Annotated in this window: 22 protein-coding genes; 5 read left to right on the top strand and 17 right to left on the bottom strand. The window is 55.3% G+C overall.

Annotation, left to right across the window (positions count from 1 at the left end):
- Positions 1-92 precede the first annotated feature (92 nt).
- From amtB to N5C09_RS05405, 5 genes are all read right to left on the bottom strand, one after another.
- The gene (gene amtB / locus N5C09_RS05385) at positions 93-1,379 is read right to left on the bottom strand and encodes an ammonium transporter AmtB (RefSeq protein ID WP_279748611.1); all 1,287 of its coding nucleotides are present in this window, start codon (positions 1,377-1,379) and stop codon (positions 93-95) included.
- 35 nt (positions 1,380-1,414) lie between these two features.
- Positions 1,415-1,753 (bottom strand): P-II family nitrogen regulator, encoded by a 339-nt coding sequence (gene glnK / locus N5C09_RS05390; protein ID WP_006809867.1) that lies wholly within the window; start codon positions 1,751-1,753, stop codon positions 1,415-1,417.
- Positions 1,754-1,964: 211 nt separating this feature from the next.
- Complete coding sequence (locus N5C09_RS05395; RefSeq protein WP_063869044.1) at positions 1,965-3,746, bottom strand: SmdB family multidrug efflux ABC transporter permease/ATP-binding protein; 1,782 nt, start codon at positions 3,744-3,746, stop codon at positions 1,965-1,967.
- On the bottom strand, positions 3,739-5,493 hold the full coding sequence (locus N5C09_RS05400) for a SmdA family multidrug ABC transporter permease/ATP-binding protein (protein WP_131636082.1): 1,755 nt from the start codon (positions 5,491-5,493) through the stop codon (positions 3,739-3,741). The genes N5C09_RS05395 and N5C09_RS05400 overlap by 8 nt, the downstream gene beginning before the upstream one ends.
- Positions 5,494-5,523: 30 nt before the next feature.
- Positions 5,524-5,982 (bottom strand): Lrp/AsnC family transcriptional regulator, encoded by a 459-nt coding sequence (locus tag N5C09_RS05405; protein WP_022647254.1) that lies wholly within the window; start codon positions 5,980-5,982, stop codon positions 5,524-5,526.
- A 115-nt stretch (positions 5,983-6,097) separates the two neighbouring features.
- On the opposite strand from N5C09_RS05405, the gene N5C09_RS05410 reads away from it, so the two are divergent.
- Positions 6,098-7,144 carry a PLP-dependent cysteine synthase family protein gene (locus N5C09_RS05410; protein WP_279748612.1) on the top strand — a complete coding sequence of 349 codons (1,047 nt, stop codon included), beginning with the start codon at positions 6,098-6,100 and terminating at the stop codon, positions 7,142-7,144.
- A 42-nt stretch (positions 7,145-7,186) separates the two neighbouring features.
- Here the strand turns inward: N5C09_RS05410 and cof are convergent, their stop codons facing one another.
- Entirely contained in the window at positions 7,187-8,005 is an 819-nt protein-coding gene (gene cof, locus N5C09_RS05415) for an HMP-PP phosphatase (protein WP_279748613.1), read from the bottom strand.
- A 101-nt stretch (positions 8,006-8,106) separates the two neighbouring features.
- On the opposite strand from cof, the gene N5C09_RS05420 reads away from it, so the two are divergent.
- Both N5C09_RS05420 and queC read left to right on the top strand, forming a co-directional pair.
- A complete protein-coding gene (locus N5C09_RS05420) occupies positions 8,107-9,807 on the top strand; it encodes an SgrR family transcriptional regulator (RefSeq protein ID WP_279748614.1) in 1,701 nt (566 codons plus the stop codon).
- Positions 9,808-9,873: 66 nt separating this feature from the next.
- Positions 9,874-10,569, top strand: coding sequence for a 7-cyano-7-deazaguanine synthase QueC (gene queC / locus N5C09_RS05425; RefSeq protein ID WP_045142053.1), 696 nt, complete (start codon positions 9,874-9,876; stop codon positions 10,567-10,569).
- A 2-nt stretch (positions 10,570-10,571) separates the two neighbouring features.
- Here the strand turns inward: queC and N5C09_RS05430 are convergent, their stop codons facing one another.
- The 11 genes from N5C09_RS05430 to bolA all read right to left on the bottom strand — a co-directional run bounded on the left by N5C09_RS05430 (position 10,572) and on the right by bolA (position 21,650).
- Positions 10,572-10,901: a DNA-binding protein gene (locus N5C09_RS05430; RefSeq protein WP_279748615.1), complete on the bottom strand. Its 330-nt coding sequence runs from the start codon at positions 10,899-10,901 to the stop codon at positions 10,572-10,574.
- Positions 10,858-11,238 carry a type II toxin-antitoxin system RelE/ParE family toxin gene (locus tag N5C09_RS05435; protein ID WP_102749855.1) on the bottom strand — a complete coding sequence of 127 codons (381 nt, stop codon included), beginning with the start codon at positions 11,236-11,238 and terminating at the stop codon, positions 10,858-10,860. The genes N5C09_RS05430 and N5C09_RS05435 overlap by 44 nt, the downstream gene beginning before the upstream one ends.
- Before the next feature lie 47 nt (positions 11,239-11,285).
- The gene (locus N5C09_RS05440; protein ID WP_063451689.1) at positions 11,286-11,684 is read right to left on the bottom strand and encodes a YbgC/FadM family acyl-CoA thioesterase; all 399 of its coding nucleotides are present in this window, start codon (positions 11,682-11,684) and stop codon (positions 11,286-11,288) included.
- 97 nt (positions 11,685-11,781) lie between these two features.
- Entirely contained in the window at positions 11,782-12,162 is a 381-nt protein-coding gene (locus tag N5C09_RS05445) for a helix-hairpin-helix domain-containing protein (protein WP_107534802.1), read from the bottom strand.
- A gap of 148 nt (positions 12,163-12,310) precedes the next feature.
- A complete protein-coding gene (gene ppiD, locus N5C09_RS05450; RefSeq protein WP_102749812.1) occupies positions 12,311-14,182 on the bottom strand; it encodes a peptidylprolyl isomerase in 1,872 nt (623 codons plus the stop codon).
- 212 nt (positions 14,183-14,394) lie between these two features.
- Positions 14,395-14,667, bottom strand: a complete 273-nt coding sequence (gene hupB, locus N5C09_RS05455; RefSeq protein ID WP_002444653.1) for a nucleoid-associated protein HU-beta — start codon at positions 14,665-14,667, stop codon at positions 14,395-14,397.
- 210 nt (positions 14,668-14,877) lie between these two features.
- Complete coding sequence (gene lon / locus N5C09_RS05460; RefSeq protein WP_063451692.1) at positions 14,878-17,232, bottom strand: endopeptidase La; 2,355 nt, start codon at positions 17,230-17,232, stop codon at positions 14,878-14,880.
- 184 nt (positions 17,233-17,416) lie between these two features.
- Positions 17,417-18,691: an ATP-dependent protease ATP-binding subunit ClpX gene (gene clpX, locus N5C09_RS05465; RefSeq protein ID WP_006809879.1), complete on the bottom strand. Its 1,275-nt coding sequence runs from the start codon at positions 18,689-18,691 to the stop codon at positions 17,417-17,419.
- A gap of 127 nt (positions 18,692-18,818) precedes the next feature.
- A complete protein-coding gene (clpP, locus tag N5C09_RS05470; protein ID WP_063451693.1) occupies positions 18,819-19,442 on the bottom strand; it encodes an ATP-dependent Clp endopeptidase proteolytic subunit ClpP in 624 nt (207 codons plus the stop codon).
- Between the two features lie 260 nt (positions 19,443-19,702).
- Complete coding sequence (tig, locus tag N5C09_RS05475) at positions 19,703-21,001, bottom strand: trigger factor (RefSeq protein WP_063869062.1); 1,299 nt, start codon at positions 20,999-21,001, stop codon at positions 19,703-19,705.
- Between the two features lie 331 nt (positions 21,002-21,332).
- Complete coding sequence (gene bolA, locus N5C09_RS05480; RefSeq protein ID WP_003859051.1) at positions 21,333-21,650, bottom strand: transcriptional regulator BolA; 318 nt, start codon at positions 21,648-21,650, stop codon at positions 21,333-21,335.
- A 303-nt stretch (positions 21,651-21,953) separates the two neighbouring features.
- On the opposite strand from bolA, the gene N5C09_RS05485 reads away from it, so the two are divergent.
- A complete protein-coding gene (locus N5C09_RS05485; RefSeq protein ID WP_006809883.1) occupies positions 21,954-22,532 on the top strand; it encodes a lipoprotein in 579 nt (192 codons plus the stop codon).
- A gap of 45 nt (positions 22,533-22,577) precedes the next feature.
- Complete coding sequence (gene ampG / locus N5C09_RS05490; RefSeq protein ID WP_063451695.1) at positions 22,578-24,053, top strand: muropeptide MFS transporter AmpG; 1,476 nt, start codon at positions 22,578-22,580, stop codon at positions 24,051-24,053.
- Positions 24,054-24,238 lie beyond the last annotated feature (185 nt).

Genomic DNA, 24,238 nt, shown 5'->3' on the forward strand with positions numbered 1-24,238 from the left:
TAAAAAGCCCGGTAATGCTACGCTTACCGGGCCTGTGGATCCTGTCTTTGCATGCCGGGTAGACGAAGCCGCCACCCGGCAAAGCACGCAAATCATGCGTTATAAGCATTCTCGCCGTGGCTGTTGACGTCCAGACCTTCGCGCTCCTGCTCTTCCGGCACGCGCAGCCCGACGGTCATATCGGCCAGCTTGTAGCCGATAAAGGCCACCACGCCCGACCAGACAACGGTAATAGCAATGCTTTCCAGCTGGACCAGCACCTGATGCATCATGGTCACGCCTTCCGCGTAGCCCACGCCGCCGAGAGACTGCGCCGCGAAGATACCCGTCATCACGCAGCCGATGATGCCGCACACGCCGTGCACGCCGAACACGTCGCACGGATCGTCAACGCGCAGAATACGTTTCAGCGCGGTAACGCCCCACAGCCCCGCCAGACCGGCGACGATGCCGATAAGCAGCGCGCCGCCCACGCCCACGTAACCGCACGCTGGCGTGATGCCCACCAGGCCGGCAATCGCCCCGGAACAGGCACCCAGCAGCGAAGGCTTGCCGCTAACGGCCCACTCGCCAAATACCCACGAGAGGATAGCGCCGGCGGTTGCCACTACGGTATTCACGAAGGCCAGCGCAGCGATTTCGTTAGCGGCACTGGCTGAACCGGCGTTGAAGCCGAACCAGCCAAAGTAGAGGATGGCTGTGCCGGTAAAGACCATCGGCAGGTTGTGCGGTTTGAACGCTTCTTTCCCGAAGCCCACGCGTTTGCCAATCAGGTATGCGCCGACCAGGCCTGCTACCGCGGCGTTGATGTGCACAACGGTACCGCCCGCAAAGTCCAGCGCGCCATGGGAAGCCAGCAGACCGCCGCCCCAGACCATATGCGCAATCGGGATATAGGAGAGCGTCAACCAGACCACCACAAAAATCAGTACCGCAGAGAAGCGGATACGCTCGGCCAGCGCGCCCACAATCAGCCCCACGGTGATGCAGGCGAATGAGCCCTGAAATGCGACGTGTATATACTGATAGAAGCTGCCCATCACCGCGGTCAGCTCGATATTTTTCAGCATCGCCCAGTTAACGTTGCCGAAGAAGGCGTTACCCTCGCCGAAGGCCAGCGAGTAACCGTAAACCACCCACAGCACGCACACCAGCGCGAACGTCACGGCAACCTGCGTCAGCATGGAAAGCACGTTCTTGCCGCGGATCAGGCCGCCGTAAAACAGCGCGATGCCCGGGATCGTCATGAACAGCACCAGCGCGGTGCAAATCATCATAAACGCGTTATCGGCTTTGTCTGCCACGGCAGGTGCAGCCATTGCCAGGCCCGGCAGCAGCGCCAGCGACCCCAGAGCTGTTTTCATTGTTGTTCTCTTCATTTTCTCGATCCCTATCACTGTGTGCCAGGAGTTACTTACAACGCCGCTTCGTCAGATTCGCCGGTACGGATGCGAATGACGCGCTGTAGTTCAGCAACGAAAATTTTGCCGTCGCCAATTTTGCCGGTGTAGGCCGCTTTGCTGACCACATCAATCACCTCATCAAGCTGATCGTCGGCAATCGCCACGTCAATCTTCACTTTTGGCAGGAAGTTAACGCTGTATTCCGCCCCGCGATAAAGCTCGGCATGACCTTTCTGACGCCCAAAGCCTTTCACTTCGGTGACGGTCAGCCCCTGAATACCCATGGAAGACAGCGCTTCACGCACGTCTTCGAGTTTGAATGGTTTGATTACCACCGTAACCAGCTTCATAAATCCCCTCCAGTCAGAATTCGGTAATGGCCGCAGCTAACACGAAAGGGATATTGCAAAGGGTGTGCCAGAAGTGAAATGTGAGAAGGAAAGCGGCGCGGCGCGCATGCTCAGAGAACGGGTGAAAAAAAACGCACCATGACGGTGCAGGGTGCGTTTCCGTTTTGCACCAACAGGTATGTCTGTTAGCACATTGCCTTGGAATGGTGCATCAGGCGCTGAGTGACTCATCCTCGCGTACGCTGGCGGCCAACTCGTCGCCTGCCAGCTGCAACTGATACATCTGCCAGTAGCGCCCTTTTGCCTCAAGCAACTCCCTGTGCGTTCCCCGTTCAACGGCCTGACCACGGTGCAGCACCAGAATGGTATCGGCATCGACGATGGTTGAGAGGCGGTGGGCGATCACCACAAGCGTGGTGCGATCCCGCACGGCAGCCAGCGCCTGCTGGATCGCCTGTTCGGTACCGGAGTCGATGCTAGCGGTCGCTTCATCCAGAATCAGCACCTGCGGCGTCTCAATCAGCACGCGCGCCAGCGCCAGCAGTTGCTTTTGCCCGACGGAGAGGTTGTTGCCCTGCTCGCCCAGCCGGGTATAGATCCCCTCGCTTAACCCGCGCGCCAGATCCGCCAGCTGTACCGTCTCCAGCACCTCCCAGACCTGCTCAGGTGTGAATGGTCGCCCCAGCGTCACGTTGGCATAAAAGGTATCGGCCAGCACCACCGGATCCTGCTGCACCATCGCGACGCCCTTGCGCAACGCATTGTGGCTAAGCGCGGCAAGAGGCCGTCCGTCCAGACGGATCTCCCCCTGCGTCAACGGATAGTAGCCCATCAGCAAACTGGCGAGCGTGCTTTTGCCGCTGCCGGTATGCCCAACCAGGGCGACAAAACCGCGCGACGGCACATCCAGATTGATATCCTGCAAGACAAGCTGGTCGTCGCGGTAGGCAAACGAGACATGATCGAACGCGATAGATCCACTTTCCAGCGGGCGGTCATCATCGCCATAGGTCTGACGCGGCCTGTCCATCAGCTCGAACACACGCTCGCCCGCCACCACCGCCTGTTGCAGCATCGACTGCTGCGTGGTGAGTTCAATCAGCGGTTCGTTGAGGCGTCCAAGGTAGCTGATAAACGCGTACAGTACCCCCACCTCAATGGTTCCGCGCGTCGTCAGGCCAAACAGCATCAACAGCCCGCACAGCACCAGCGCAGAGAAGAGGCTCAGCAGCGGACGTAACAGGAAACCGTCCAGACGTAACGTCTGCATCCGCGCCATATAGTGCGAGCGGCTGGCTTCCCCCATTCGCTCGCCAAAACGCGCCTGCTGGCGAAACTGCTGGATAACACTCATGCCGTTGATCACTTCGTTGAAGCCATCATTGATATCCGCAAGATAAGCGCGCACGCGACGAACAATCGGCGTGCTGTAGCGCTGGTAAATCACCATCACAATCAGCACTGCCGGGAAAATAGCGATCGCCACCAGCGCCATACGCCAGTCCAGGCTGAACATCGCCACCAGCATCGCGCCAATCAACGCGGCGCTGCGCAGAACCGTTGCGACAACGGTGACGTAGAGGTCGCGGATCACTTCGGTGTCGTTAGTGACGCGCGAAATGACCTGTCCGACCGGCTGGGTATCAAACTCGCTCAGCGGCTGACGCAGCGCGGCATCCATCACATCCGTGCGTAGCTGCTGAACCACGCCCACGGCGGCCCGGTTAAACAGCAGCGACTGCGCATAGTGTAGCCCCGCCGCCGTCAGCTGTAGCCCGACATACGCCACGCCCAGCCCCGCCACCAGCCCCAGCGGCAGATAGCGCTTCGCCACCATGTTATCGATGAAATAGCTGATTAGCAGCGGGCCGGTCACCTCCGCAATCGCGGCGATCCACAGCAACAGCACGGCGATGGAAAGCGGTTTGCGCCACGGTGAGCCATAGGCGAGCAGCCGTTTTAACGTCGGCCACATCTGTCCAAACTTACGCATCGGCGACCTCCTCATCCAGCGCGGCTTCAAGCTGTTGATAGCGGTACATATCCCGATACCAGCCGGTCTGCCCGGCGAGCTGCTCATGCTGACCACGCTGGGCAATATGTCCGTGCTGAAGCACCATAATTTCACTGGCTTCGGTAAGCGCCGACAGACGGTGCGCGCTGATGATGACCGTGCGCCCCTCCCCCCACTGGCGAAGGTTATGCAGAATTTGATGCTCGGTACGCCCGTCAACCGCCGACAGCGCATCATCCAGAATCAGGATCTCAGCGTTCAGCAGCAGCGCGCGGGCGATGGAGATACGCTGCTTTTGTCCACCGGAGAGCATCACGCCCCGCTCCCCCACTTCCGTGTCGTAGCCCTGCGGCAGGCGCAAAATATCCTCGTGGACGCTGGCCAGGCGCGCTACGTGCTCGATCTCGTCCTGCGTCGCCGTCGGGCACCCGAGCGCGATATTGTTGGCAATGGTGTCTGAAAACAAAAACGGCGTCTGGCTAACTACCGCCAGGCGGCTGCGCCAGTCATCCAGCAGCAGGCGCGGCAGGGGGACGTCGTGGAAACGGATATCGCCTTCGCTCACGTCAAAATGGCGCTGAATGAGTGACAGGAGGGTACTTTTTCCGGACCCTGTCGGGCCGCAGATGCCCAGCATCTGACCAGGCCGTAGCGTGAAGCTGACGTTTTCAAGCACCGGATGTTCCGTTTGCGGATAGATAAAGGCGCGAACGTCAGCCTTCAGGATACCCGGACCTTCCGGTACCGGCTCGCTGCCATCGTTCACCACCGGCACTTCCGCCAGCATGGCGCGGATACGGCTGTAGGCGGCGCTCCCGCGCTCAACGATATTAAACATCCAGGCCAGCGCCAGCATCGGCCAGATCATCAGCCCGAGGTACATCGCAAAGCTGGTTAGCTGACCGAGGGTCATCGTGCCTTGCACCACCATCCAGCTGCCGCCGCCAACCGCCAGCAGGTTCGCCATGCCAATCGCAATATAAATTGTCGGATCGAAACGGGCGTCAATCCGCGCCACGCGCATGTTTTTCGCGCCGGTGTCGGCGGCGTCTGCGGCAAACAGCGCGGACTGCCTGTCTTCCAGACCAAACGCTTTGATCATGCGGATGCTGGTCATGCTCTCCTGGGTGCGATCGTTCAGCGACGAGAACGCCGCCTGCGCCAGCTTGAAGCGTTCATGGAGCTGCTCGCCGTAGCGGTTAATCGCCAGCGCCATCAGCGGCATCGGCAGCAGCGCAAGCAGAGTGAGCTCCCAGCTAATTTGCGTAGACATCACAATCAGTACCGCACAGCCCATCACCAGGGAATCCACCAGCGTTAATACCCCTTCGCCAGCGGCAAACACCACGCGATCCACGTCGTTAGTGGCGCGGGCGATGAGATCCCCGGTACGGTGACGCAGATAAAACTCAGGGTGCTGGCGGCTCAGCTGGCGGTAAAAATCTTCGCGCAGCTCCACGGCAAGCTGGTAGGACGCGCCGAACAGCAGCACGCGCCAGACATAGCGCAGCAGGTAAACCACCACGGCCGTCAGCACCAGCGTGCCGACCCACATCATCACCCGTGCGGCGGTGTAATGTTGTTCGGTAACGCCATCCACGACGTATCCCACCACTTTGGGCGGGAGCAGTTGCAGGATGGCAATGATAATAAGCAGGGCCACCGCGCCGAGGTAGCGTTGCCACTCCCGACGAAAGTACCAGCTTAATTGGGCAAATAATCGCACGCGGTATTTTCCTGAAGGTATTTTATGATGTTATTCAATGGGTAATGCTGTGGTGTATTTAATCTGTTCCATGGCGAAACTGGAGGTGACATCGGACAAGCCCGGTACGCTGTTGACCAGCCGCTTGTAAAAATCATCGTAGCGCTTCATGTCCGCCACCTGAACGCGCATCAGATAGTCGTATTCCCCCGCCATGCGCCAGAAGCCGAGCACCTCGGGCATATCGGAAACCTGCGTGACGAAGCGGCTGTACCATTCGCTGCTGTGATGCTGCGTTTTTATCAGGACGAAGGCGGTCAGTCCAAGCCCCAGTTTTTCGGGATCAAGCAGCGCCACGCGTCCCAGCAGAATGCCATCATCTTCCAGCTTCTTGAGGCGCTTCCAGCACGGTGTGGTGGTCAGATTAACGGCATCTGCCAGCGCCTGCAAAGAGAGGGTGCAGTCGCTTTGCAGCAAAGAAAGCAGCTTGCGGTCAATTTTATCTAGCATACCCACCTCGCAGAGAAAATTATTCTCTATACATTCTATTTTAAAGGCCAGATAGCAACAATTTTTTCTGTGCTTTTCGCTATGCTGGGCACAAAATGACAAACGGATAACTACGATGAATAGCACCTGGGTTAAACATGCCATCAGCGAAATAAATGCCGACTATCAGCGCTCGGCAGACACCCACTTAATCCGCCTGCCTCTGCCGGGGTTTCCCGGTATTCAGCTCTATCTGAAGGATGAAAGTACCCATCCTACCGGCAGCCTGAAGCATCGCCTGGCGCGTTCACTCTTTTTATACGGTTTATGTAACGGCTGGATTAAAGAAGGCACCACGATTATTGAATCCTCATCTGGCTCTACTGCCGTCTCCGAGGCCTACTTTGCCCGCCTGCTGGGCCTGCCGTTTATCGCCGTGATGCCTTCCTGCACGGCGAAACGCAAAGTCGAACAGATCGAATTTTACGGCGGACGCTGCCACTTTGTGGAAAGCGCCTGCGAAATCTACGCGGCCTCCGAAATGCTGGCCCGCGAGCTGAATGGCCACTATATGGACCAGTTCACCTTCGCCGAGCGCGCCACCGACTGGCGCGGCAATAACAATATCGCGGACAGCATTTTCCGCCAGATGACCCACGAACCGCATCCGGTTCCGTCGTACATTGTGATGAGCGCCGGTACGGGCGGAACCTCCGCCACCATCGGACGCTACATTCGCTGTCAGGGCTACGATACCCAGCTGATGGTGGTCGATCCGCAGAACTCGGTGTTCCTTGATTACTGGCAATCCCGCGATGCCGGCCTGCGTAGCCCCGTGGGTAGCAAAATCGAAGGGATTGGCCGCCCGCGCGTGGAACCCTCGTTCATTCCGGACGTCGTGGATGAGATGCTTCGCGTGCCGGACGCTGCCAGCGTCGCGACGGCGCACTGGCTGGAGACACAGCTTGGCCGTAAGGTCGGGGCCTCAACCGGCACCAATATGTGGGGCGCGCTTCAGCTGGCGGCGAGGATGCGTGAAGAAGGCCGTACCGGCTCTGTCGTCACGCTGATGTGCGACAGCGGAGAGCGCTACCTGGAGACCTATTACAACGCGCAATGGGTACAGGCCAATATTGGCGATGTTGAACCGTGGAAAGCGCAGATTTCTCAGCTGGTGAAATAAAAAAAAAGCCAGGCTTAAGCCTGGCTTGCTGGAAGGATCTCGCTATTCGGGGGAATATGGGAGGTTATTTTTGTCCAGCCAATGCGTCAAAAAATGGGACACCGCTTCGTTACGACAGTGTCCGATAACCGGTAAATGAGGGAGCGCGGCGATAAGTTGCGGCATCGCGTTCCCCATGATCAGCCCACGGCCAACGCTGCCCAGCATCTCGTGGTCGTTCATGGCATCGCCAAAGGCCATGCAGTCCTGCATCGTCAGCCCAAGATGGTCGCTCAGCACCGCCAGCGCAGAACCTTTGTTACAGCCCACCGGCAACACTTCAAGACAGTCCACCGCCGAGAAAGTCAAATGTGCCCGGTCGCCCAGCGCCTCGTTAAGCTGAATGCGCAGGCGGCAGAGGTCGTCGTGATCGCCGCAGAAGCAGATCTTGGTCACCTTGTGCGCCGGAATACGGCGCAAATCGATAAGCTGATACTTAAAGCCGCTGTAGACGTGCGCGTGCAGCAAGTCCGGGATCTCTCGCCCGGTAAACCAGCCTTCATCGTTAAAAACGTGCACGCTGGCCTGGGTATCCCAGGCGCTGTGCAGGACAATATCGGCCACTTCCGGGTTCAGATCCTGACGGTGCAGCACCTCGCCGTCGACGGAGTGAATGCGCGTCCCGTTGCCGGTGATCAGGAACGCATCGAGGGAAAATGTTCCCAGCAGATGGCGCATCTCAAGGACATGACGACCGGTGGCAAACGTCAGGGTGACTTCACGCTCGTGCAGGCGCTTAAGGACGTTGAGGGTTTTCTCCCCTAAACGGTGATCCGGCATTAACAGCGTGCCGTCCATATCAAATGCAGCGAGCCGAGCCATGATTACTCCTGAAATGTGATGCGGTTAACTTGTGCATCAGTATTACGTGAGATATACGGAAGTAATAGTGAATAGATGATAATTATTGTTCCGGGTTTTCCATGCGCCAGCTTAACCGTCTTAACCAGTATCAACGTCTGTGGCAACCTTCAGCCGGCGCGCCGCAGCAGGTGACCATCAGTGAACTTGCCAGCCGCTGCTTTTGCAGCGAGCGCCACGTTCGCACCCTGCTGCGCCAGGCGCAGGAGGCGGGCTGGCTAAGCTGGCACGCCCGGTCCGGACGAGGAAAACGTGGGGAGTTACTCTTTCACGTCACCCCGGATTCGTTGCGTAATACGATGATGGAAGAGGCGCTGAAAAGCGGGCAGCAGCATAACGCCCTGGAGCTGGCCCAGCTCGCGCCTGAAGATTTGCGATCGCTGCTGCATCCGTTTCTGGGCGGGCAGTGGCAGAACGATACGCCAACGCTGCGTATCCCCTATTATCGCTCGCTAGAGCCGCTTCAGCCGGGGTTTTTACCTGGCCGGGCGGAGCAGCATCTGGCAGGACAGGTGTTCTCTGGCTTGACGCGTTTCAACGGTAACAGCAGCGAACCTACGGGCGATCTGGCGCATCACTGGGACGTTTCTGCTGACGGCCTGCGCTGGCATTTCTATATTCGCTCCACCCTGCACTGGCATAACGGCGATAAAATAGAGACGTCGCAGCTCCAGCAAAGCCTGACGGCGCTGTTATCGCAACCCAGCATGGGCACACTTTTCCGGAGCGTCCTTCGCATCGAAACCACGCATCCACAGTGCCTGACGTTTATTCTGCATCAACCTGACTACTGGCTGGCGCACAGGCTGGCAACCTACTGTAGCCGTCTGGCGCATCCCCGCCTCCCCGGGGTTGGCAGCGGCCCCTTCCGTCTGAGCGTTTTTGAGCCCGAGCTGGTGCGTCTGGAAAGCCACGAGCAGTATCACCTTAGCCATCCGTTGCTTAAGGCTATAGAGTACTGGATCACACCGCAGCTTTTTGACTACAGCCTGGGCACCAGCTGCCGCCACCCGGTGCAAATCGCCATTGGTCAGGCCGACGAGCTGGCCAGTCTGCGGCTGGTGAGTAACAGCACCAGCCTGGGCTTTTGCTACCTCACGCTGAAACAGAGCGCGCGCCTGAGCGAGCTTCAGGCAAAGCGGCTGATTAATATCATTCATCTCTCAACGCTTCTGCACACGCTTCCGCTGAACGAAGGGCTTATCACGCCTACCGAGGAACTGCTTCCCGGCTGGGCGATCCCCCAGTGGCCTGATTTAACCGACGTTGCGCTGCCAGAGGCATTGACGCTGGTTTACCACCTGCCGGTTGAGCTTCATACCATGGCCAGCCAGTTAAAGGCATACCTTGCGCGGCAGGGTTGCGAACTGACCGTCATCTTTCACGACGCCAAGACGTGGGACGGGTGCCAGCCGCTTGCCGAGGCAGACATGATGATGGGAGACAGACTGATTGGCGAAGCGCCGGCGTACACGCTTGAGCAGTGGCTCCGCTGCGATGCACTCTGGCCGCATCTGCTGAGCGCACCGGCATACGCCCATTTACAGGCCACGCTGGATGCGGTGCAGATGCAGGCCGACGATCGTGACCGACACGCAGGGCTTCAGGCCATATTCAGCCGGTTAATGGAAACTGCCGTCCTGACGCCGCTCTTTAACTATCAGTATCAAATCAGCGCCCCTCCGGGCGTCAACGGGATACGCCTTAACACCCGCGGCTGGTTTGACTTCACCGAAGCCTGGCTTCCTCCCCCAAACGCGTGAAGAAGCTGGTCGCCGCTGTAGCCAGGCGTTAACATGACACTTTTACCGTAACTGTCGAGATGATCTATGAAACGTGCCGTCGTCGTGTTCAGCGGAGGACAAGATTCCACAACTTGCCTGATTCAGGCGCTTCACCAGTATGATGAAGTTCATTGCGTCACTTTTGATTATGGACAGCGTCATCGCGCTGAAATTGATGTCGCTCGTGAACTGGCCCTGAAACTGGGCGCCCGCGCGCATAAAGTGCTGGACGTGACGCTGTTAAATGAACTGGCCGTCAGCAGCCTCACCCGTGACAGTATTCCGGTCCCTGATTACGAGCCGGATGCCAGCGGCATTCCGAATACCTTCGTGCCGGGCCGCAACATTCTGTTCCTGACCCTGACGGCAATCTATGCCTACCAGGTAAAAGCCGAAGCGGTAATTACCGGCGTGTGTGAGACCGACTTCTCCGGTTACCCGGACTGCCGGGATGAGTTCGTGAAAGCACTCAATCACGCCGTGGATCTGGGAATGGCAAAAGAGACCCGCTTCGAAACGCCGCTGATGTGGCTGGATAAGGCCGAAACCTGGGCGCTGGCCGACTACTGGGGCAAGCTGGATGTGGTTCGCAACGAGACCCTGACCTGCTACAACGGCATTAAAGGAGACGGCTGCGGCCAGTGTGCCGCCTGTAATCTGCGCGCAAACGGGCTGAATCATTATCTTGCGGATAAAGCGGGCGTGATGGCCGCAATGCAGAAAAAGACCGGGCTGAAATAGGGCTACCTGACCGTGCTGTCGAACAGTTTTACGCCGGCAGCACGGGTAATTTTCATCAGAGTAGACAGCGTTGGGTTGCCATCTTCGGACAGGGTTCGATATAGCTGCTGACGTGAGAGTCCCGCTTTGGCTGAAATTTCCCCGATACCGCCACGCGCTTCGATGACACGTCTGAGAGCAATCAAATAGGCCGGGATCCCCTGATCTTCGTAAATTTCATCCAGTGCAATTTGCAGATACAGCTGTGCGTAAGAAGGATTTTCGCGCAGCATCTTCACTACGGCTTCATCATGGCTGACGGTACTCGAGAATTTTCGCTCGCTTTTGTTCATTGGGTTTATCCTTTTGATGATCCTTCCAGTAGTCTATTGCCAGCTTTACATCCGCTTTCTGGCTCTTTTTATCACCGCCGATCAGCAACAATAAGATTTCCCGATGTTGTACTGCAAAATAGACTCGATAACCGGGACCACAATCAATCTTCAGTTCCCAGACGCCCTCTCTGAGATAACGGTAATCACCGAAGTTCCCCTTCTCCGCACGGTCGATTCGCAGAAGGATCCGAAACGCCAGCTCCGGATCCTTTCGCCTCATCTTTGTTACCCAATCCTCAAACGGTATCTTCCCGTCACGGGTCCGGTAGCGTTCAACAACATAGTCCCTGTTCATTATTTTATCCCTGAAAAACTTTTTTGTCTTTTATAAAAGACAAAAATTTACGCGATCATCAGCTCCAGCTTTTCGCGCAATTCCCCTTCAAGCGGCAACGCTTTCTGGGTTTTGAGATCGATGCAGACAAAGGTGATCAGCGCGTCTGCCACCACCTGTCCTTCAGGCTCCAGCGTGACGACCTGGCTCAGCACGCCGCTTTTGCCATTCAGCTGCTGTACCTGGCTGGTCACGGTAAGCACATCCCCCAGCACGGCCGGACGACGGTAGTTAATGTTGATGTTAGCGACCACAAACGCGATGTTGTGTGCAGTCAGCCACTGGAAACTTTCGCTGTTCTCCAGGCCGTCCCAGCGCGCCTCTTCAAGAAACTCCAGATAGCGGGCGTTATTGACGTGCTGGTAAACATCGAGGTGATAACCACGGACTTTGATTTGTGTTTGCATAGCGCAATAGCCTTTCGTTGTTATAGGATCAGAGGTCATAACTGGTATGACCTCTTTATCCTGGCAAATTTTTGCCGCAGTGCAAGTGATTACGCGATTACAACGTCAGGTGTGCGAGATTGCGCTCAACCAGCGCGCTGCCCATCCCCGGGACCTGCTTGAGATCGTCAATGGTTTTAAAGGGGCCATACTCTTCGCGATAGCTGACGATGGCCTGCGCTTTTTTGAGCCCCACGCCATTCATCGCCCGGGCCAGATCCTCCGCAGAGGCAGTATTGATACTGACCCGCGAACCCTCGTCCTCGGCCGCTTTGGTGCTGGCCGTCGCGTTGGCTTTAACATGACCTTGCGACGTCGCATCCGCCTGGTTTTGTACAGCCTGCGCTTTAGCGGCGGGGGTTGCAGCCAGCGCTCCCGCACTCATCCCGGAAGTGGCAATCGCCAGGGTAATTAACAGTGCTTTGATTCCAGATTTCATGCTGCTTTCTCCTTGTTTGTTGACAGCCAGGCCACGATAGCCGCACGGAGAAACAGGCACAAACAGCAGATTGCAGAAATGGAAAAGGCCGCGAAAGCGGCCTTTAGTTTTTGCAGAGCGTTACGAAAATCTGCGAGCAGGTACGAAATTATTGCTCCTGGGTAACCACATCACCCAGCTTGATTTTGGCTTCTTTACGCAGGTTGCTCATCATCGCTTCGAAAGCAATCTGAGCATTGTTCTGGGTAATACCCTGAACCATAGCCTTCTTCTGCGCGTCCGGCAGCGTGCCGGCTTTCACTTCATCCAGCGCCAGAAGAACCACATTACCCTGCATATCGGTCGTGGTCCCAAACACAGGTTTGTCCTTCGCCGGCAGGCTCAGACCAAACGCCGCCTGGCTGACAGGATCCTGACCGGTACGGCTCAGCGTTTTGGCTTCGCCAAAGCTCAGGCCAGCCGCCTTCATCGCATCACTCTTACCGGCTTTCAGATCGGCCAGAATTTTCTCTGCATCCAGTTTTGCCTGCTGTGCCGCTTTGTTATGTTTCACCAGCGCCACGACCTGATCTTTCACTTCCGCCAGCGGTTTCACCGCCTCGGCTTTGTGCTCGCTGACGCGCAGAACAAACGCACGGTCACCGTCGACGGTAATGATGTCTGAGTTGCTGCCCGGCGTACCGTTCTCACCCACCAGACCCCCATTGAAGATAGCGTCTGAAACCGGTTTGAAGTTCAGTTCTTCCGGCAGGTTTTCGTGGCTAAACCAGCCCGTCTCAACCGCTTTCACGCCGGCAGCCTGCTCCGCGCCCGCCAGTGATTCGTTGTCGTTGCTTGCGGCATCGCTCACTTTCTGTTGCAGCGCATAGAAGGCGTCAAGCGCTTTCTCCTGCTTCACTTTCGCAGCGATATCATCCCGCACCTCAGCCAGCGGCTTGGTTTTTGCCGCAGTGATATCGTCAAGGCGCGCCACCAGGAAACCAACGGAGGATTTGATCACGCCAGACAGCTGGCCTTTCTCTTTCAGGCCGGCATTTTTCAGCTCGTCCGGGGTGGTTGCGTCTTCCAGCCAGCCCATATCCCCGCCGTTTTTAGCAGAAATAATGTCGGTGGATTTTGCTTTCGCCACGGTCGCGAAATCTGCGCCTTTGTTCAGTTCGTCCAGCACGGCTTTAGCTTCTGCTTCCGTTTTGGTCTGGATCACGCTGTAGCGGTTACGCTGCGGCTGGGTGAACTGATCCTGATGCTGATCGTAATAAGACTGGATCTCCGCGTCAGTCGCGTTTTCCTGCATCGCCGCCGCGTCCAGCTTGATATAGCTTACGCGGAACTGTTCAGGAGAGATGAAGTTGTTCTTGTTTTGCTCGTAGTAAGCATTAACTTCAGCGTCGCTGACCTGCTGTTTCGCCGCCAGCGCGTTGACGTCAATCGTCGCTTCGCGCACCACGCGTTGCTGCGCCACCAGCGCCGCCAGCTCTTCCGTTTCGCCTTTCAGCATGAAATCGGTACCCACCACAGCGTTGATCAGCTGTTGCGTGGTCAGCTGGTTACGCAGCGCCTGCGCGTACTGGTCAGCCGTCATACCCATCTGGTTAACAATGCTGTTGTAGCGCGCGTTGTCGAACTTCCCGTTAGACTGGAAAGCCTGCGTCGAGAAGATGGCTTTTTTGACCTGCTCATCGCTGATGCCCAGACCCAGGCTTTTCGCGTACTGGTCCAGCAGTGCTTCGTCGATAAGACGGTTCAGCGTCTGCTGACGCAGGTTTTTCATATAACCTTCATTGGCTGCGAGTTCAGAGTATTGGTCGCCCAGCTGCTGCTGCATGCGGTTACGTTCACCAGCAAAAGCGTTCTCGAACTGCCCACGGCTAATTTCCTGGCCGTTCACTTTTGCGGCGTAATTCGCGCCACCGCCGATGAGGTAACTACTCACACCGGTCAATATGAACGACACGATAATGATACCGAAAATAATCTTGAGCACGAGACTGTTAGCAGCCGTGCGTAAGCTGTCCATCATGGTGTAACAACACTCCGCTGTAGGTGACTGGTTACCTGACGCTGACGGAAAATCCTGACCGTCGCGCGTAAAGGCGTATTGTGACAAGAAAACAGGGCAATTGTCAGCCCACAACTCGCATAAACTCGCACAAATCAGGCCTGGACAAACAAAAAAGGCACATCAAACGATGCGCCCTTGTACTTTTCAGCTTCCCTGAAGCGGGAAAGCAATCAGTTTACTGCGTCTTTCAGCGCTTTACCTGCACGGAAACCCGGCACTTTAGCGGCAGCAATGGTGATCTCTTTACCGGTCTGAGGGTTGCGGCCAGTACGGGCAGCGCGCTCTTTAACCGCAAAAGTACCGAAGCCTACCAGTGCAACGTCGTCCCCAGCTTGCAGAGATTCAGTAACAGAAGCAATTAAAGCATCTAAAGCACGTCCAGCTGCAGCTTTAGAAATATCAGCACCCGCAGCAATTTTGTCAATCAGTTGAGATTTATTCACTGTTCTCTTCCTCTCTTTATAATTTATATCGCACCTGAATCCTTCACAGCGCGACCGCGCAGCAGTTATATCAGTCCTGCTATGACCTTACAACACCCGTTGTTGATGGCTTACCCAATCAGCAATCTAAATTAGCTATACAAAAAAAGGCTGGCAAGTACGAAATGACTTACCAGCCTTGTTTTTATTGGCGCTCTTTGCGCGAGGTCACTATTTTGCGGTTACAACCTGCATTCCGGACGGTTCATTTTGCAGTGCGAGAGTCAGAACTTCCTCAATGCGTTTCACCGGATGGATCTGCAAATCAGCAATAACGTTGTCCGGAATCTCTTCCAGATCGCGTTTATTCTCGTAAGGGATCAATACGGTTTTGATCCCACCGCGGTGTGCCGCCAGCAGTTTTTCTTTTAACCCGCCGATTGGCAGAACCTGGCCACGCAGGGTGATTTCACCGGTCATGGCCACATCGGCACGAACCGGGTTACCCGTCAGGCAGGAAACCAGCGCCGTACACATGGCAATACCCGCGCTTGGGCCATCTTTCGGCGTCGCCCCTTCCGGAACGTGAACGTGAATGTCGCGTTTTTCGTAGAAATCAGCGTTGATGCCCAATTTCTCTGCGCGCGCGCGCACCACGGTCAGCGCCGCCTGAATGGACTCCTGCATCACTTCACCGAGCGAGCCGGTGTAGGTCAGCTTGCCTTTGCCCGGCACGCAGGCGGTTTCGATGGTCAGCAGATCGCCGCCCACTTCCGTCCATGCCAGACCGGTCACCTGACCCACGCGGTTTTCGTTGTCCGCGCGACCATAGTCGAAGCGCTGAACGCCGAGATAAGCATGCAGATTGTCGCCGTTAATCACGATGTGTTTCAGGCTCTTATCCAGCAGCAGCTGTTTCACCGCCTTACGGCACAGCTTGGAGATCTCACGCTCAAGGCTACGCACGCCCGCTTCACGGGTGTAGTAACGAATAATGCCTACAATGGCGCTGTCTTCAACGGTCAGCTCGTTAGCTTTCAGCGCGTTACGCTCAATCTGCTTCGGCAGCAGGTGCCGCTTAGCAATGTTCAGCTTCTCGTCTTCGGTATAGCCGGACAGACGGATCACTTCCATACGGTCCAGCAGCGGTGCCGGAATGTTCATGGAGTTGGAGGTCGCCACGAACATCACATCGCTCAGGTCGTAGTCGACTTCCAGATAGTGATCGCTGAACGCGACGTTCTGCTCTGGATCAAGCACTTCCAGCAGCGCCGACGCCGGATCGCCACGCATGTCCGAAGACATTTTGTCGATTTCATCGAGCAGGAACAGCGGGTTTTTAACGCCCACTTTCGCCATCTTCTGAATCAGCTTGCCCGGCATCGAACCAATATAGGTACGACGGTGGCCGCGGATTTCCGCTTCATCACGCACGCCGCCCAGCGCCATACGGATGTACTTACGTCCTGTCGCTTTGGCGATGGACTGACCCAGAGAGGTTTTACCCACCCCTGGCGGTCCGACCAGGCACAGGATTGGGCCTTTGATTTTGTTCACACGGCTTTGTACCGCGAGATACTCAAGAATGCGGTCTTTCACGCGTTCCAGGCCGTAGTGGTCGGTATCCAGTATCTCCTGGGCCTGACGCAGGTCTTTTTTGACCTTGCTGCGGGCATTCCACGGAACTTGTACCATCCACTCAATGTAGCCGCGAACAACGGTTGCTTCTGCCGACATCGGAGACATCATTTTCAGCTTCTGCAACTCGGCTTCGGCTTTCTCTTTCGCCTCTTTCGGCATTTTCGCCGCGTCGATCTTACGCTTCAGCGCTTCGTTTTCGTCCGGCGCGTCGTCCATCTCGCCGAGCTCTTTCTGAATGGCTTTCATTTGCTCGTTCAGATAGTACTCACGCTGCGATTTTTCCATCTGCTTTTTGACGCGGTTGCGAATGCGCTTCTCAACCTGGAGCAGATCGATTTCAGACTCCATCATCGCCATCAGGTATTCCAGACGTTCGTTAACGTCGGACATTTCCAACACGGACTGTTTGTCAGCCAGTTTCAGCGGCATGTGTGCAGCGATGGTATCCGCCAGACGTGCAGGATCGTCGATGCTGTTCAGCGACGTCAGCACTTCAGGTGGGATCTTCTTGTTCAGCTTGATATAGCCTTCAAACTGGCTGATCGCGGTGCGTACCAGCACTTCCTGCTCGCGCTCATCCAGTTCCGGTGAATCAAGGTACTCCGCCTTCGCAGAGAAGTGCTCGCCATCATCTGACAGAGTGGTAATACGCGCACGCTGTAAGCCTTCCACCAGCACCTTCACGGTGCCGTCCGGCAGCTTCAGCATTTGCAAAATAGAGGCCACGGTCCCGACGGTGAAAAGATCGTTTACACCCGGCTCATCCGTTGATGCTTCCTTCTGCGCCACCAGCATGATTTTTTTATCATGATCCATGGCGGCTTCGAGGCAACGGATAGATTTTTCCCGCCCTACAAATAAGGGTATGACCATGTGCGGATAAACCACCACATCGCGCAACGGCAATACGGGGATTTCAATGCGTTCAGAACGCTCAGGATTCATAGAGCTCTCTCTTAGTTTAGTGTCCGCCAGGTAAGCTGGTCATGTCACTGTGCTTCACACAACCATTAACATGTAATCCAGTATATGGGGATGTTTCCCATACATTCAACGCCATGAATACGGAAAAAGTAAAGGGGAGATAAAATCCCCCCTTTTTGATTAACTGATTGTATGAGTTGGTGAATTATTCGCCAGATGCCTGCTGCGCTTCCGGTTTGCCGTAAATCAGCAACGGCTTGGTCTGGCCACCAATGACGGACTCGTCGATAACCACTTTTTCGACGTCTTCCATAGAAGGCAGATCGTACATCGTGTCGAGCAACGCTGCTTCTACGATAGAACGCAGACCACGCGCGCCAGTTTTACGCGCCATCGCTTTTTTGGCAATCGCGTCCAGCGCTTCGTCACGGAATTCCAGCTCAACGCCTTCCAGATTGAACAGCGCCTGATACTGCTTGGTCAGCGCGTTTTTCGGCTCTTTCAGGATCTGAATAAGCGCGTCTTCGCTCAGTTCATTCAGGGTCGCCACCACCGGCAGACGGCCGATAAACTCTGGGATCAAACCGAATTTGATCAGGTCTTCCGGTTCCACCTGCGCCAGCAGCTGACCTTCGTTTGGTTTTTCAGACGTGGCTTTCACCGTTGCGCCAAAACCAATGCCGGAGCCGGTTTCAACACGGTGAGAAATCACTTTATCCAGGCCTGCAAACGCACCACCGCAGATAAACAGGATCTTGGAGGTATCAACCTGCAAGAACTCCTGCTGCGGATGCTTACGCCCACCCTGTGGTGGAACAGCCGCAACCGTACCTTCAATCAGCTTCAGGAGCGCCTGCTGCACGCCTTCGCCCGATACGTCACGGGTGATGGACGGGTTGTCTGACTTACGAGAGATTTTGTCGATCTCATCAATATAGACGATCCCGCGCTGGGCTTTCTGCACGTCGTAATCGCACTTCTGAAGCAGCTTCTGGATGATATTTTCAACGTCTTCACCCACATAACCGGCTTCGGTCAGGGTGGTGGCATCCGCCATGGTGAACGGAACATCCAGCAGGCGCGCCAGGGTTTCCGCCAGCAGCGTTTTACCGGAGCCGGTCGGCCCGATCAGCAGAATGTTACTTTTACCCAGTTCCACGCCATTGCTGGTATCGCCGTTACGCAGACGTTTGTAGTGGTTGTATACCGCCACCGCCAGCACTTTTTTCGCCTGTTCCTGACCAATGACATAGTCGTCGAGGTGGTGGCGAATTTCGTGTGGCGTTGGCAACGCGCTGCGCTCACGGTGCGGCGCGACTTCTTTAATCTCTTCGCGAATGATGTCGTTACATAAATCGACGCATTCGTCGCAGATATACACGGACGGCCCGGCAATCAGTTTACGCACTTCATGCTGGCTTTTGCCGCAAAAAGAGCAGTACAGCAGTTTGCCCGAACCATCTTTGCGTTTATCTGTCATGAGTCCAAACCTCTTTTTAAGTTCTATGTGCCGCACATGACGACGCAAATGCCATTCTCAGACGCAAGCTGCTTACTGGCAACGTGCCGCCCTACCTTAGTATAGCGGCACACTCGCGTCGCGGGCATCAATTACGATGGGTCAAAATGGAGTCGACTAAGCCGTACTCAACTGCCTCTGGTGCAGAGAGGAAGCGATCGCGCTCGGTATCGCGCTCGATCTGCTCAAGAGGTTGACCTGTATGCTGCGCCATAAGTTCATTCATGCGCGATTTTACTTTCAGAATTTCTCGGGCGTGGATTTCGATATCCGTCGCCTGACCCTGGTAACCACCCAGCGGCTGGTGAATCATCACGCGGGAATTTGGCAGGCAGAAACGCTTACCTTTCGCCCCTGCGGTTAACAGGAAGGCACCCATGGACGCCGCCTGCCCCATACAGATGGTGCTGACGTCCGGCTTGATGAATTGCATGGTGTCATAAATAGACATGCCCGCCGTAATCACACCGCCTGGCGAGTTGATGTACAGGTAAATGTCTTTTTCCGGGTTTTCCGCTTCCAGGAACAGCATCTGCGCCACGATCAGGTTAGCCATATGGTCTTCCACCTGGCCGGTCAGAAAGATAACGCGTTCCTTGAGCAGACGGGAATAGATATCGAAAGAACGCTCACCGCGTGAGGTCTGTTCAATAACCATTGGCACCAGCGCCATATGGGGTGCAAAGTTATCTCGTTCGCCACTGTATGACATTTCCGTCTCCTGGTTCAAAATTGAAAACACCTGCTGTACTGATTGTAACCTTATGGACGGATTATCAGCCAGTCTCAATCATCGTGATTACATACTAATGGGGGTCGCCACGCCCTATTTCAAGCATAACAACGTTTTGTTGTAACGCTAACACTGAAAGGGCGTTTTAGCACCCTTCCAGGACTCAAGCTGCGATAAAAAAAACCCGTCGCCGGAGGGCAACGGGTTTTTTGTTCAAACTTTAAACCGTTGGGGCGAAATTACGCCTGCTGGTTCATCAGTTCGGTGAAAGAGGTCTCTTTTTCGGTCACTTTAGCTTTCGCCAGTACCGCTTCAACAGCCTGCTCTTCCAGTGCGACGTTGCGCATGTTGTCCATCAGCTCTTTGTTCTTACCGTAGAACTCGATCACTTCTGATGGATCTTCGTATGCAGACGCCATCTCTTCGATCAGGCCTTTCACACGCTCTTCGTCAGCTTTCAGCTCGTGGGTACGAATCACTTCACCCAGCAGCAGGCCAACTACAACGCGGCGTTTCGCTTGCTCTTCAAACAGCTCGCGCGGCAGTTCCATCGCTTGCTGCTGGTTGCCACCGAAACGCTGTGCAGCCTGACGGCGCAGAACGTCGATTTCGCTGTCGATCAGGGCAGCAGGAACGTCGATCTCGTTCGCTTTTACCAGACCTTCAATCGCCTGAGATTTCACACGGTTACGTACAGCGCCGTTCAGCTCGCGCTCCATGTTCTTACGCACTTCGGTACGCAGGCCCGCAACAGAACCATCTTCCACGCCGAAACGCTTGATGAATTCTTCAGTCAGTTCTGGCAGTTCGCGCTCTTCCACTTTCTTCAGGTTGATGACGAACTTCGCTGCTTTACCTTTCAGGTTTTCAGCGTGGTACTCTTCAGGGAAGGTCACGTCGATGGTGAACTCTTCGCCCGCTTTGTGGCCTTTGATACCGTCTTCGAAGCCTGGGATCATACGACCCTGGCCCATCGCCAGTACGAAATCAGACGCTTTACCGCCTTCGAACTCTTCGCCGTCTACAGAACCGGTGAAGTCGATGGTTACGCGGTCTTCCGCGTCAACAGCGCCTTCTTTTTCTTTCCAGTTCGCCTGCTGCTTACGCAGGGTGTCCAGCATGCCGTCAACGTCTTCATCGGTCACGGAAACGATCGGTTTTTCAACTTCGATAGATTCCAGACCTTTCAGCTCAACTTCAGGGTACACTTCGAACTCTACGGAGTAGGTGAAGTCTTCGCCCTGCTTGTATTCGCCTGGAACGTAGTTCGGCGCGCCGGCTGGATTGATTTTTTCTTTGATGATCGCGTCGATAAAGTTACGGCTCATCAGTTCACCCAGCACATCCTGACGCACGGAAGCGCCATAACGCTGAGCAACAACATTCATTGGTACTTTGCCCTTGCGGAAGCCGTCAATACGTACTTTTTTTGCTACGTTGACCAGCTCGCTTTTCACAGCAGTTTCGATGCTGTCAGCAGCGATAGTAATCGTTACACGGCGGCCAAGGCCTTGAGTGGTTTCAACTGAAACTTGCATCTTGTTACCTCAAAAAAATCACAGTGCTCGGTCAACTCTGAATCTGTCTGTTATACCGGGATGCTCTCTTATGTGCAGATTCACATTCCCTGTCGCCAGAATCATCCCGAAGACATTCATTAAGACGCGGCATTATAGCGGCATCACTTAGGTGAGTCGAGAACGGTTGGCGTATGTAGCTGCGGCTTTTTTCACACTTTAAGGCTATTTTTAGCCTCAAAAACGCACCATCCGCTCAAAACTCAGACAAAACAAAACGGCCCGAAGGCCGTTTTGACGAAATCTGTATGCAACATACTGGAAAAACTCCGGCGGTTGCAAATCCGATTTATCAGGCGATGGTGCCTGCACCGCGACAAGGCGGAGATGCGAATACCGTATCCTGTAGCCCTTCCCACTCCTTAATGGTGTAAGTGTGCAGCGCCAGGGCATGTACGGTTGTGGAGAGTTCTTCCGTCAAGGTGCTGTAGATCAGGCGGTGTCGGTTCAGGAAACGTTCTCCCGTGAAGCGATCGCTGACCAGAACCACTTTGAAGTGGCTTTCAGAACCTGCCGGCACGTTATGACGATAGCTTTCGTCGACAACTTCGAGAAACACAGGGTTGAACGCTGCCCTTAATTTTTCTTCTATCTGTTCACGTATCATCATGAAATCACTCCTCCGACAACGCTAAGATGTCACCCATCCCTTTAAATATTAGCCGCTTTTACCGTTTCCATTACACCTTGACAACAAATATTTAGCTTTCGTCTGATTTTCTCAGTCAAACGAATGAAGTTCACTATGAAGTTCATACGTTTTGTCACTCACAGGCAGAGAAAAGCGGAAAGCTGGTCAGTTTTCGGACAAGGCGATGAATTTACATGCGTTGACCACTTCCACTGGCCGTTGGCGATGTTATGATGGCGGCAATTTTTCTCTATTTGCTTACGATTCGTTGAGAACCCAAAAATGTTAAAAAAAATCTTCTTTCCGTTGGTAGCACTCTTTATGCTCGCCGGCTGCGCGACCCCGCCGACGACGATCGACGTTTCACCAAAAATTACCCTGCCTCAGCAGGACCCAAGCCTGATGGGCGTCACGGTCAGCATTAATGGTGCCGATCAGCGTCAGGATCAGGCGCTGGCGAAAGTGACCCGCGACAACCAGCAGGTCACCCTGACCGCCTCCCGCGATCTGCGCTTCCTGTTGCAGGAAGTGCTGGAGAAACAGATGACCTCCCGTGGCTACATGATTGGCCCGAGCGGCGCGGTTGATCTGCAAATCATCGTGAACAACCTGTACGCTGACGTTTCCCAGGGCAACGTTCGCTACAACATCGCGACGAAAGCCGATATCGCCATCATCGCTACCGCGAAGAACGGCAACAAAATGAATAAAAACTACCGTGCAAGCTATTCTGTTGAAGGCGCATTCCAGGCGTCTAACAAAAATATCGCTGACGCGGTTAACAGCGTGCTGACTGATACCATTGCCGACATGGCACAGGACACCAGCATTCACGACTTCATCAAGCAGAACGCCCGTTAATCCTGCTGACTGACCCGGTGCTTCACCGGGTCAGCTCATAAGAATATGTCCAGTCACTACTTACGCATTTTCCAGCAACCCAAATCAGCTATTCTGCTGATCCTTGGTTTCGCCTCCGGTTTACCGCTTGCGCTCACCTCCGGCACGTTACAGGCGTGGATGACGGTCGAGAACATCGATCTTAAAACCATTGGTTTCTTCTCGCTCGTCGGTCAGGCCTACGTCTTCAAGTTCCTGTGGTCGCCGGTGATGGACCGCTATACCCCGCCGTTCCTCGGTCGCCGTCGCGGCTGGCTCGTAATGACGCAGGTTTTCCTGCTGATCGCGATCGCCGCAATGGGTTTCCTTGAGCCGTCAACGCAGCTGCGCTGGATGGCCGCGCTTGCGGTGGTCATCGCCTTCTGCTCCGCGTCCCAGGACATTGTTTTTGACGCCTGGAAAACGGACGTCTTGCCCGCGGAAGAGCGTGGTGCCGGTGCGGCAATCAGCGTGCTGGGCTACCGCCTGGGTATGCTGGTTTCCGGCGGCCTGGCACTCTGGCTTGCCGACCGCTATCTCGGCTGGCAGGGAATGTACTGGCTGATGGCCGCTCTGCTGATCCCCTGCATTATTGCCACGCTATTTGCGCCTGAACCGAGCGATGTTATTCCGGTCCCCCGCTCGCTGGAGCAGGCCGTCGTAGCACCGCTCCGCGACTTCTTCGGTCGCAATAATGCCTGGCTGATCCTGCTGCTGATTGTCCTTTATAAGCTCGGCGATGCTTTCGCCATGAGCCTGACCACCACCTTTCTGATCCGCGGCGTCGGGTTTGATGCGGGCGAGGTCGGCGTGGTGAATAAAACCCTGGGGCTGTTTGCCACCATCGTCGGCGCGCTGTACGGCGGCGTATTGATGCAGCGCCTGACGCTGTTCCGGGCTCTGCTGATCTTCGGCATCCTTCAGGGCGCATCGAATGCCGGTTATTGGCTGCTGTCGGTAACCGACAAGAATATGATCAGCATGGCGACGGCCGTATTCTTTGAAAACCTGTGCGGCGGTATGGGCACCGCGGCCTTTGTTGCCCTGCTGATGACGCTGTGCAATAAGTCATTTTCCGCTACCCAGTTTGCGCTGCTCTCAGCGCTTTCCGCCGTCGGGCGCGTCTACGTTGGCCCTGTCGCAGGCTGGTTTGTTGAAGCTCACGGCTGGCCGACGTTTTATCTCTTCTCGGTGGTCGCGGCCGTGCCGGGAATTTTATTGCTGCTGATTTGTCGTCAGACGCTGGAATATACCCAGCGGACGGAACACTTCATGCCGCGCACGGAATATCAGGCCGCCTATCGGTTTGCGCTGCGTCTGATGATGGTAGGCTGCCTTGCGCTGGTACTGTGGCTGGTGGTGCTCATTATTAATGCAACGACCGGTCTATCGCTGCCTTTTGAAGCGCTGCTGCTGGATATTGGCGCGCTACTGGCCCTTGCGGGCATCCTGACGGGCGGCACGCTGGATTTCATGTCGCTGCGTAAAACCCGGATGACCTGAAGAAAAAAGCGAAAGGTTATTTCCCGTTGTAATAACGACCCGAAATTATAACGGTGAAATAACCGCCCTCGGTAAAAAAAATATTTGTTGTTTTGTGCGGGATAGCATTCGGAAATTATTGGAGCTTATTTCGCTACGCTATTTTCCATTAAACGATTCAGCTTTTGAAAGATTGAATTTTCGTT

The organism is Enterobacter sp. GD03975 (genome assembly GCF_029838645.1).
Lineage (GTDB): Bacteria > Pseudomonadota > Gammaproteobacteria > Enterobacterales > Enterobacteriaceae > Enterobacter > Enterobacter quasihormaechei.

Bases quoted from the DNA above. Each gene is read 5' to 3' on its own strand.
- amtB (WP_279748611.1), bottom strand. From the start codon at position 1,379: ATGAAGAGAACAACAATGAAAACAGCTCTGGGGTCGCTGGCGCTGCTG.
- N5C09_RS05430 (WP_279748615.1), bottom strand. From the start codon at position 10,901: ATGAACAAAAGCGAGCGAAAATTCTCGAGTACCGTCAGCCATGATGAA.
- ppiD (WP_102749812.1), bottom strand. From the start codon at position 14,182: ATGATGGACAGCTTACGCACGGCTGCTAACAGTCTCGTGCTCAAGATT.
- bolA (WP_003859051.1), bottom strand. From the start codon at position 21,650: ATGATGATACGTGAACAGATAGAAGAAAAATTAAGGGCAGCGTTCAAC.
- N5C09_RS05405 (WP_022647254.1), bottom strand. From the start codon at position 5,982: ATGCTAGATAAAATTGACCGCAAGCTGCTTTCTTTGCTGCAAAGCGAC.
- glnK (WP_006809867.1), bottom strand. From the start codon at position 1,753: ATGAAGCTGGTTACGGTGGTAATCAAACCATTCAAACTCGAAGACGTG.
- ampG (WP_063451695.1), top strand. From the start codon at position 22,578: ATGTCCAGTCACTACTTACGCATTTTCCAGCAACCCAAATCAGCTATT.
- clpP (WP_063451693.1), bottom strand. From the start codon at position 19,442: ATGTCATACAGTGGCGAACGAGATAACTTTGCACCCCATATGGCGCTG.
- N5C09_RS05420 (WP_279748614.1), top strand. From the start codon at position 8,107: ATGCGCCAGCTTAACCGTCTTAACCAGTATCAACGTCTGTGGCAACCT.
- N5C09_RS05395 (WP_063869044.1), bottom strand. From the start codon at position 3,746: ATGCGTAAGTTTGGACAGATGTGGCCGACGTTAAAACGGCTGCTCGCC.
- N5C09_RS05440 (WP_063451689.1), bottom strand. From the start codon at position 11,684: ATGCAAACACAAATCAAAGTCCGTGGTTATCACCTCGATGTTTACCAG.
- N5C09_RS05435 (WP_102749855.1), bottom strand. From the start codon at position 11,238: ATGAACAGGGACTATGTTGTTGAACGCTACCGGACCCGTGACGGGAAG.
- N5C09_RS05445 (WP_107534802.1), bottom strand. From the start codon at position 12,162: ATGAAATCTGGAATCAAAGCACTGTTAATTACCCTGGCGATTGCCACT.
- N5C09_RS05410 (WP_279748612.1), top strand. From the start codon at position 6,098: ATGAATAGCACCTGGGTTAAACATGCCATCAGCGAAATAAATGCCGAC.
- lon (WP_063451692.1), bottom strand. From the start codon at position 17,232: ATGAATCCTGAGCGTTCTGAACGCATTGAAATCCCCGTATTGCCGTTG.
- tig (WP_063869062.1), bottom strand. From the start codon at position 21,001: ATGCAAGTTTCAGTTGAAACCACTCAAGGCCTTGGCCGCCGTGTAACG.
- queC (WP_045142053.1), top strand. From the start codon at position 9,874: ATGAAACGTGCCGTCGTCGTGTTCAGCGGAGGACAAGATTCCACAACT.
- clpX (WP_006809879.1), bottom strand. From the start codon at position 18,691: ATGACAGATAAACGCAAAGATGGTTCGGGCAAACTGCTGTACTGCTCT.
- cof (WP_279748613.1), bottom strand. From the start codon at position 8,005: ATGGCTCGGCTCGCTGCATTTGATATGGACGGCACGCTGTTAATGCCG.
- N5C09_RS05485 (WP_006809883.1), top strand. From the start codon at position 21,954: ATGTTAAAAAAAATCTTCTTTCCGTTGGTAGCACTCTTTATGCTCGCC.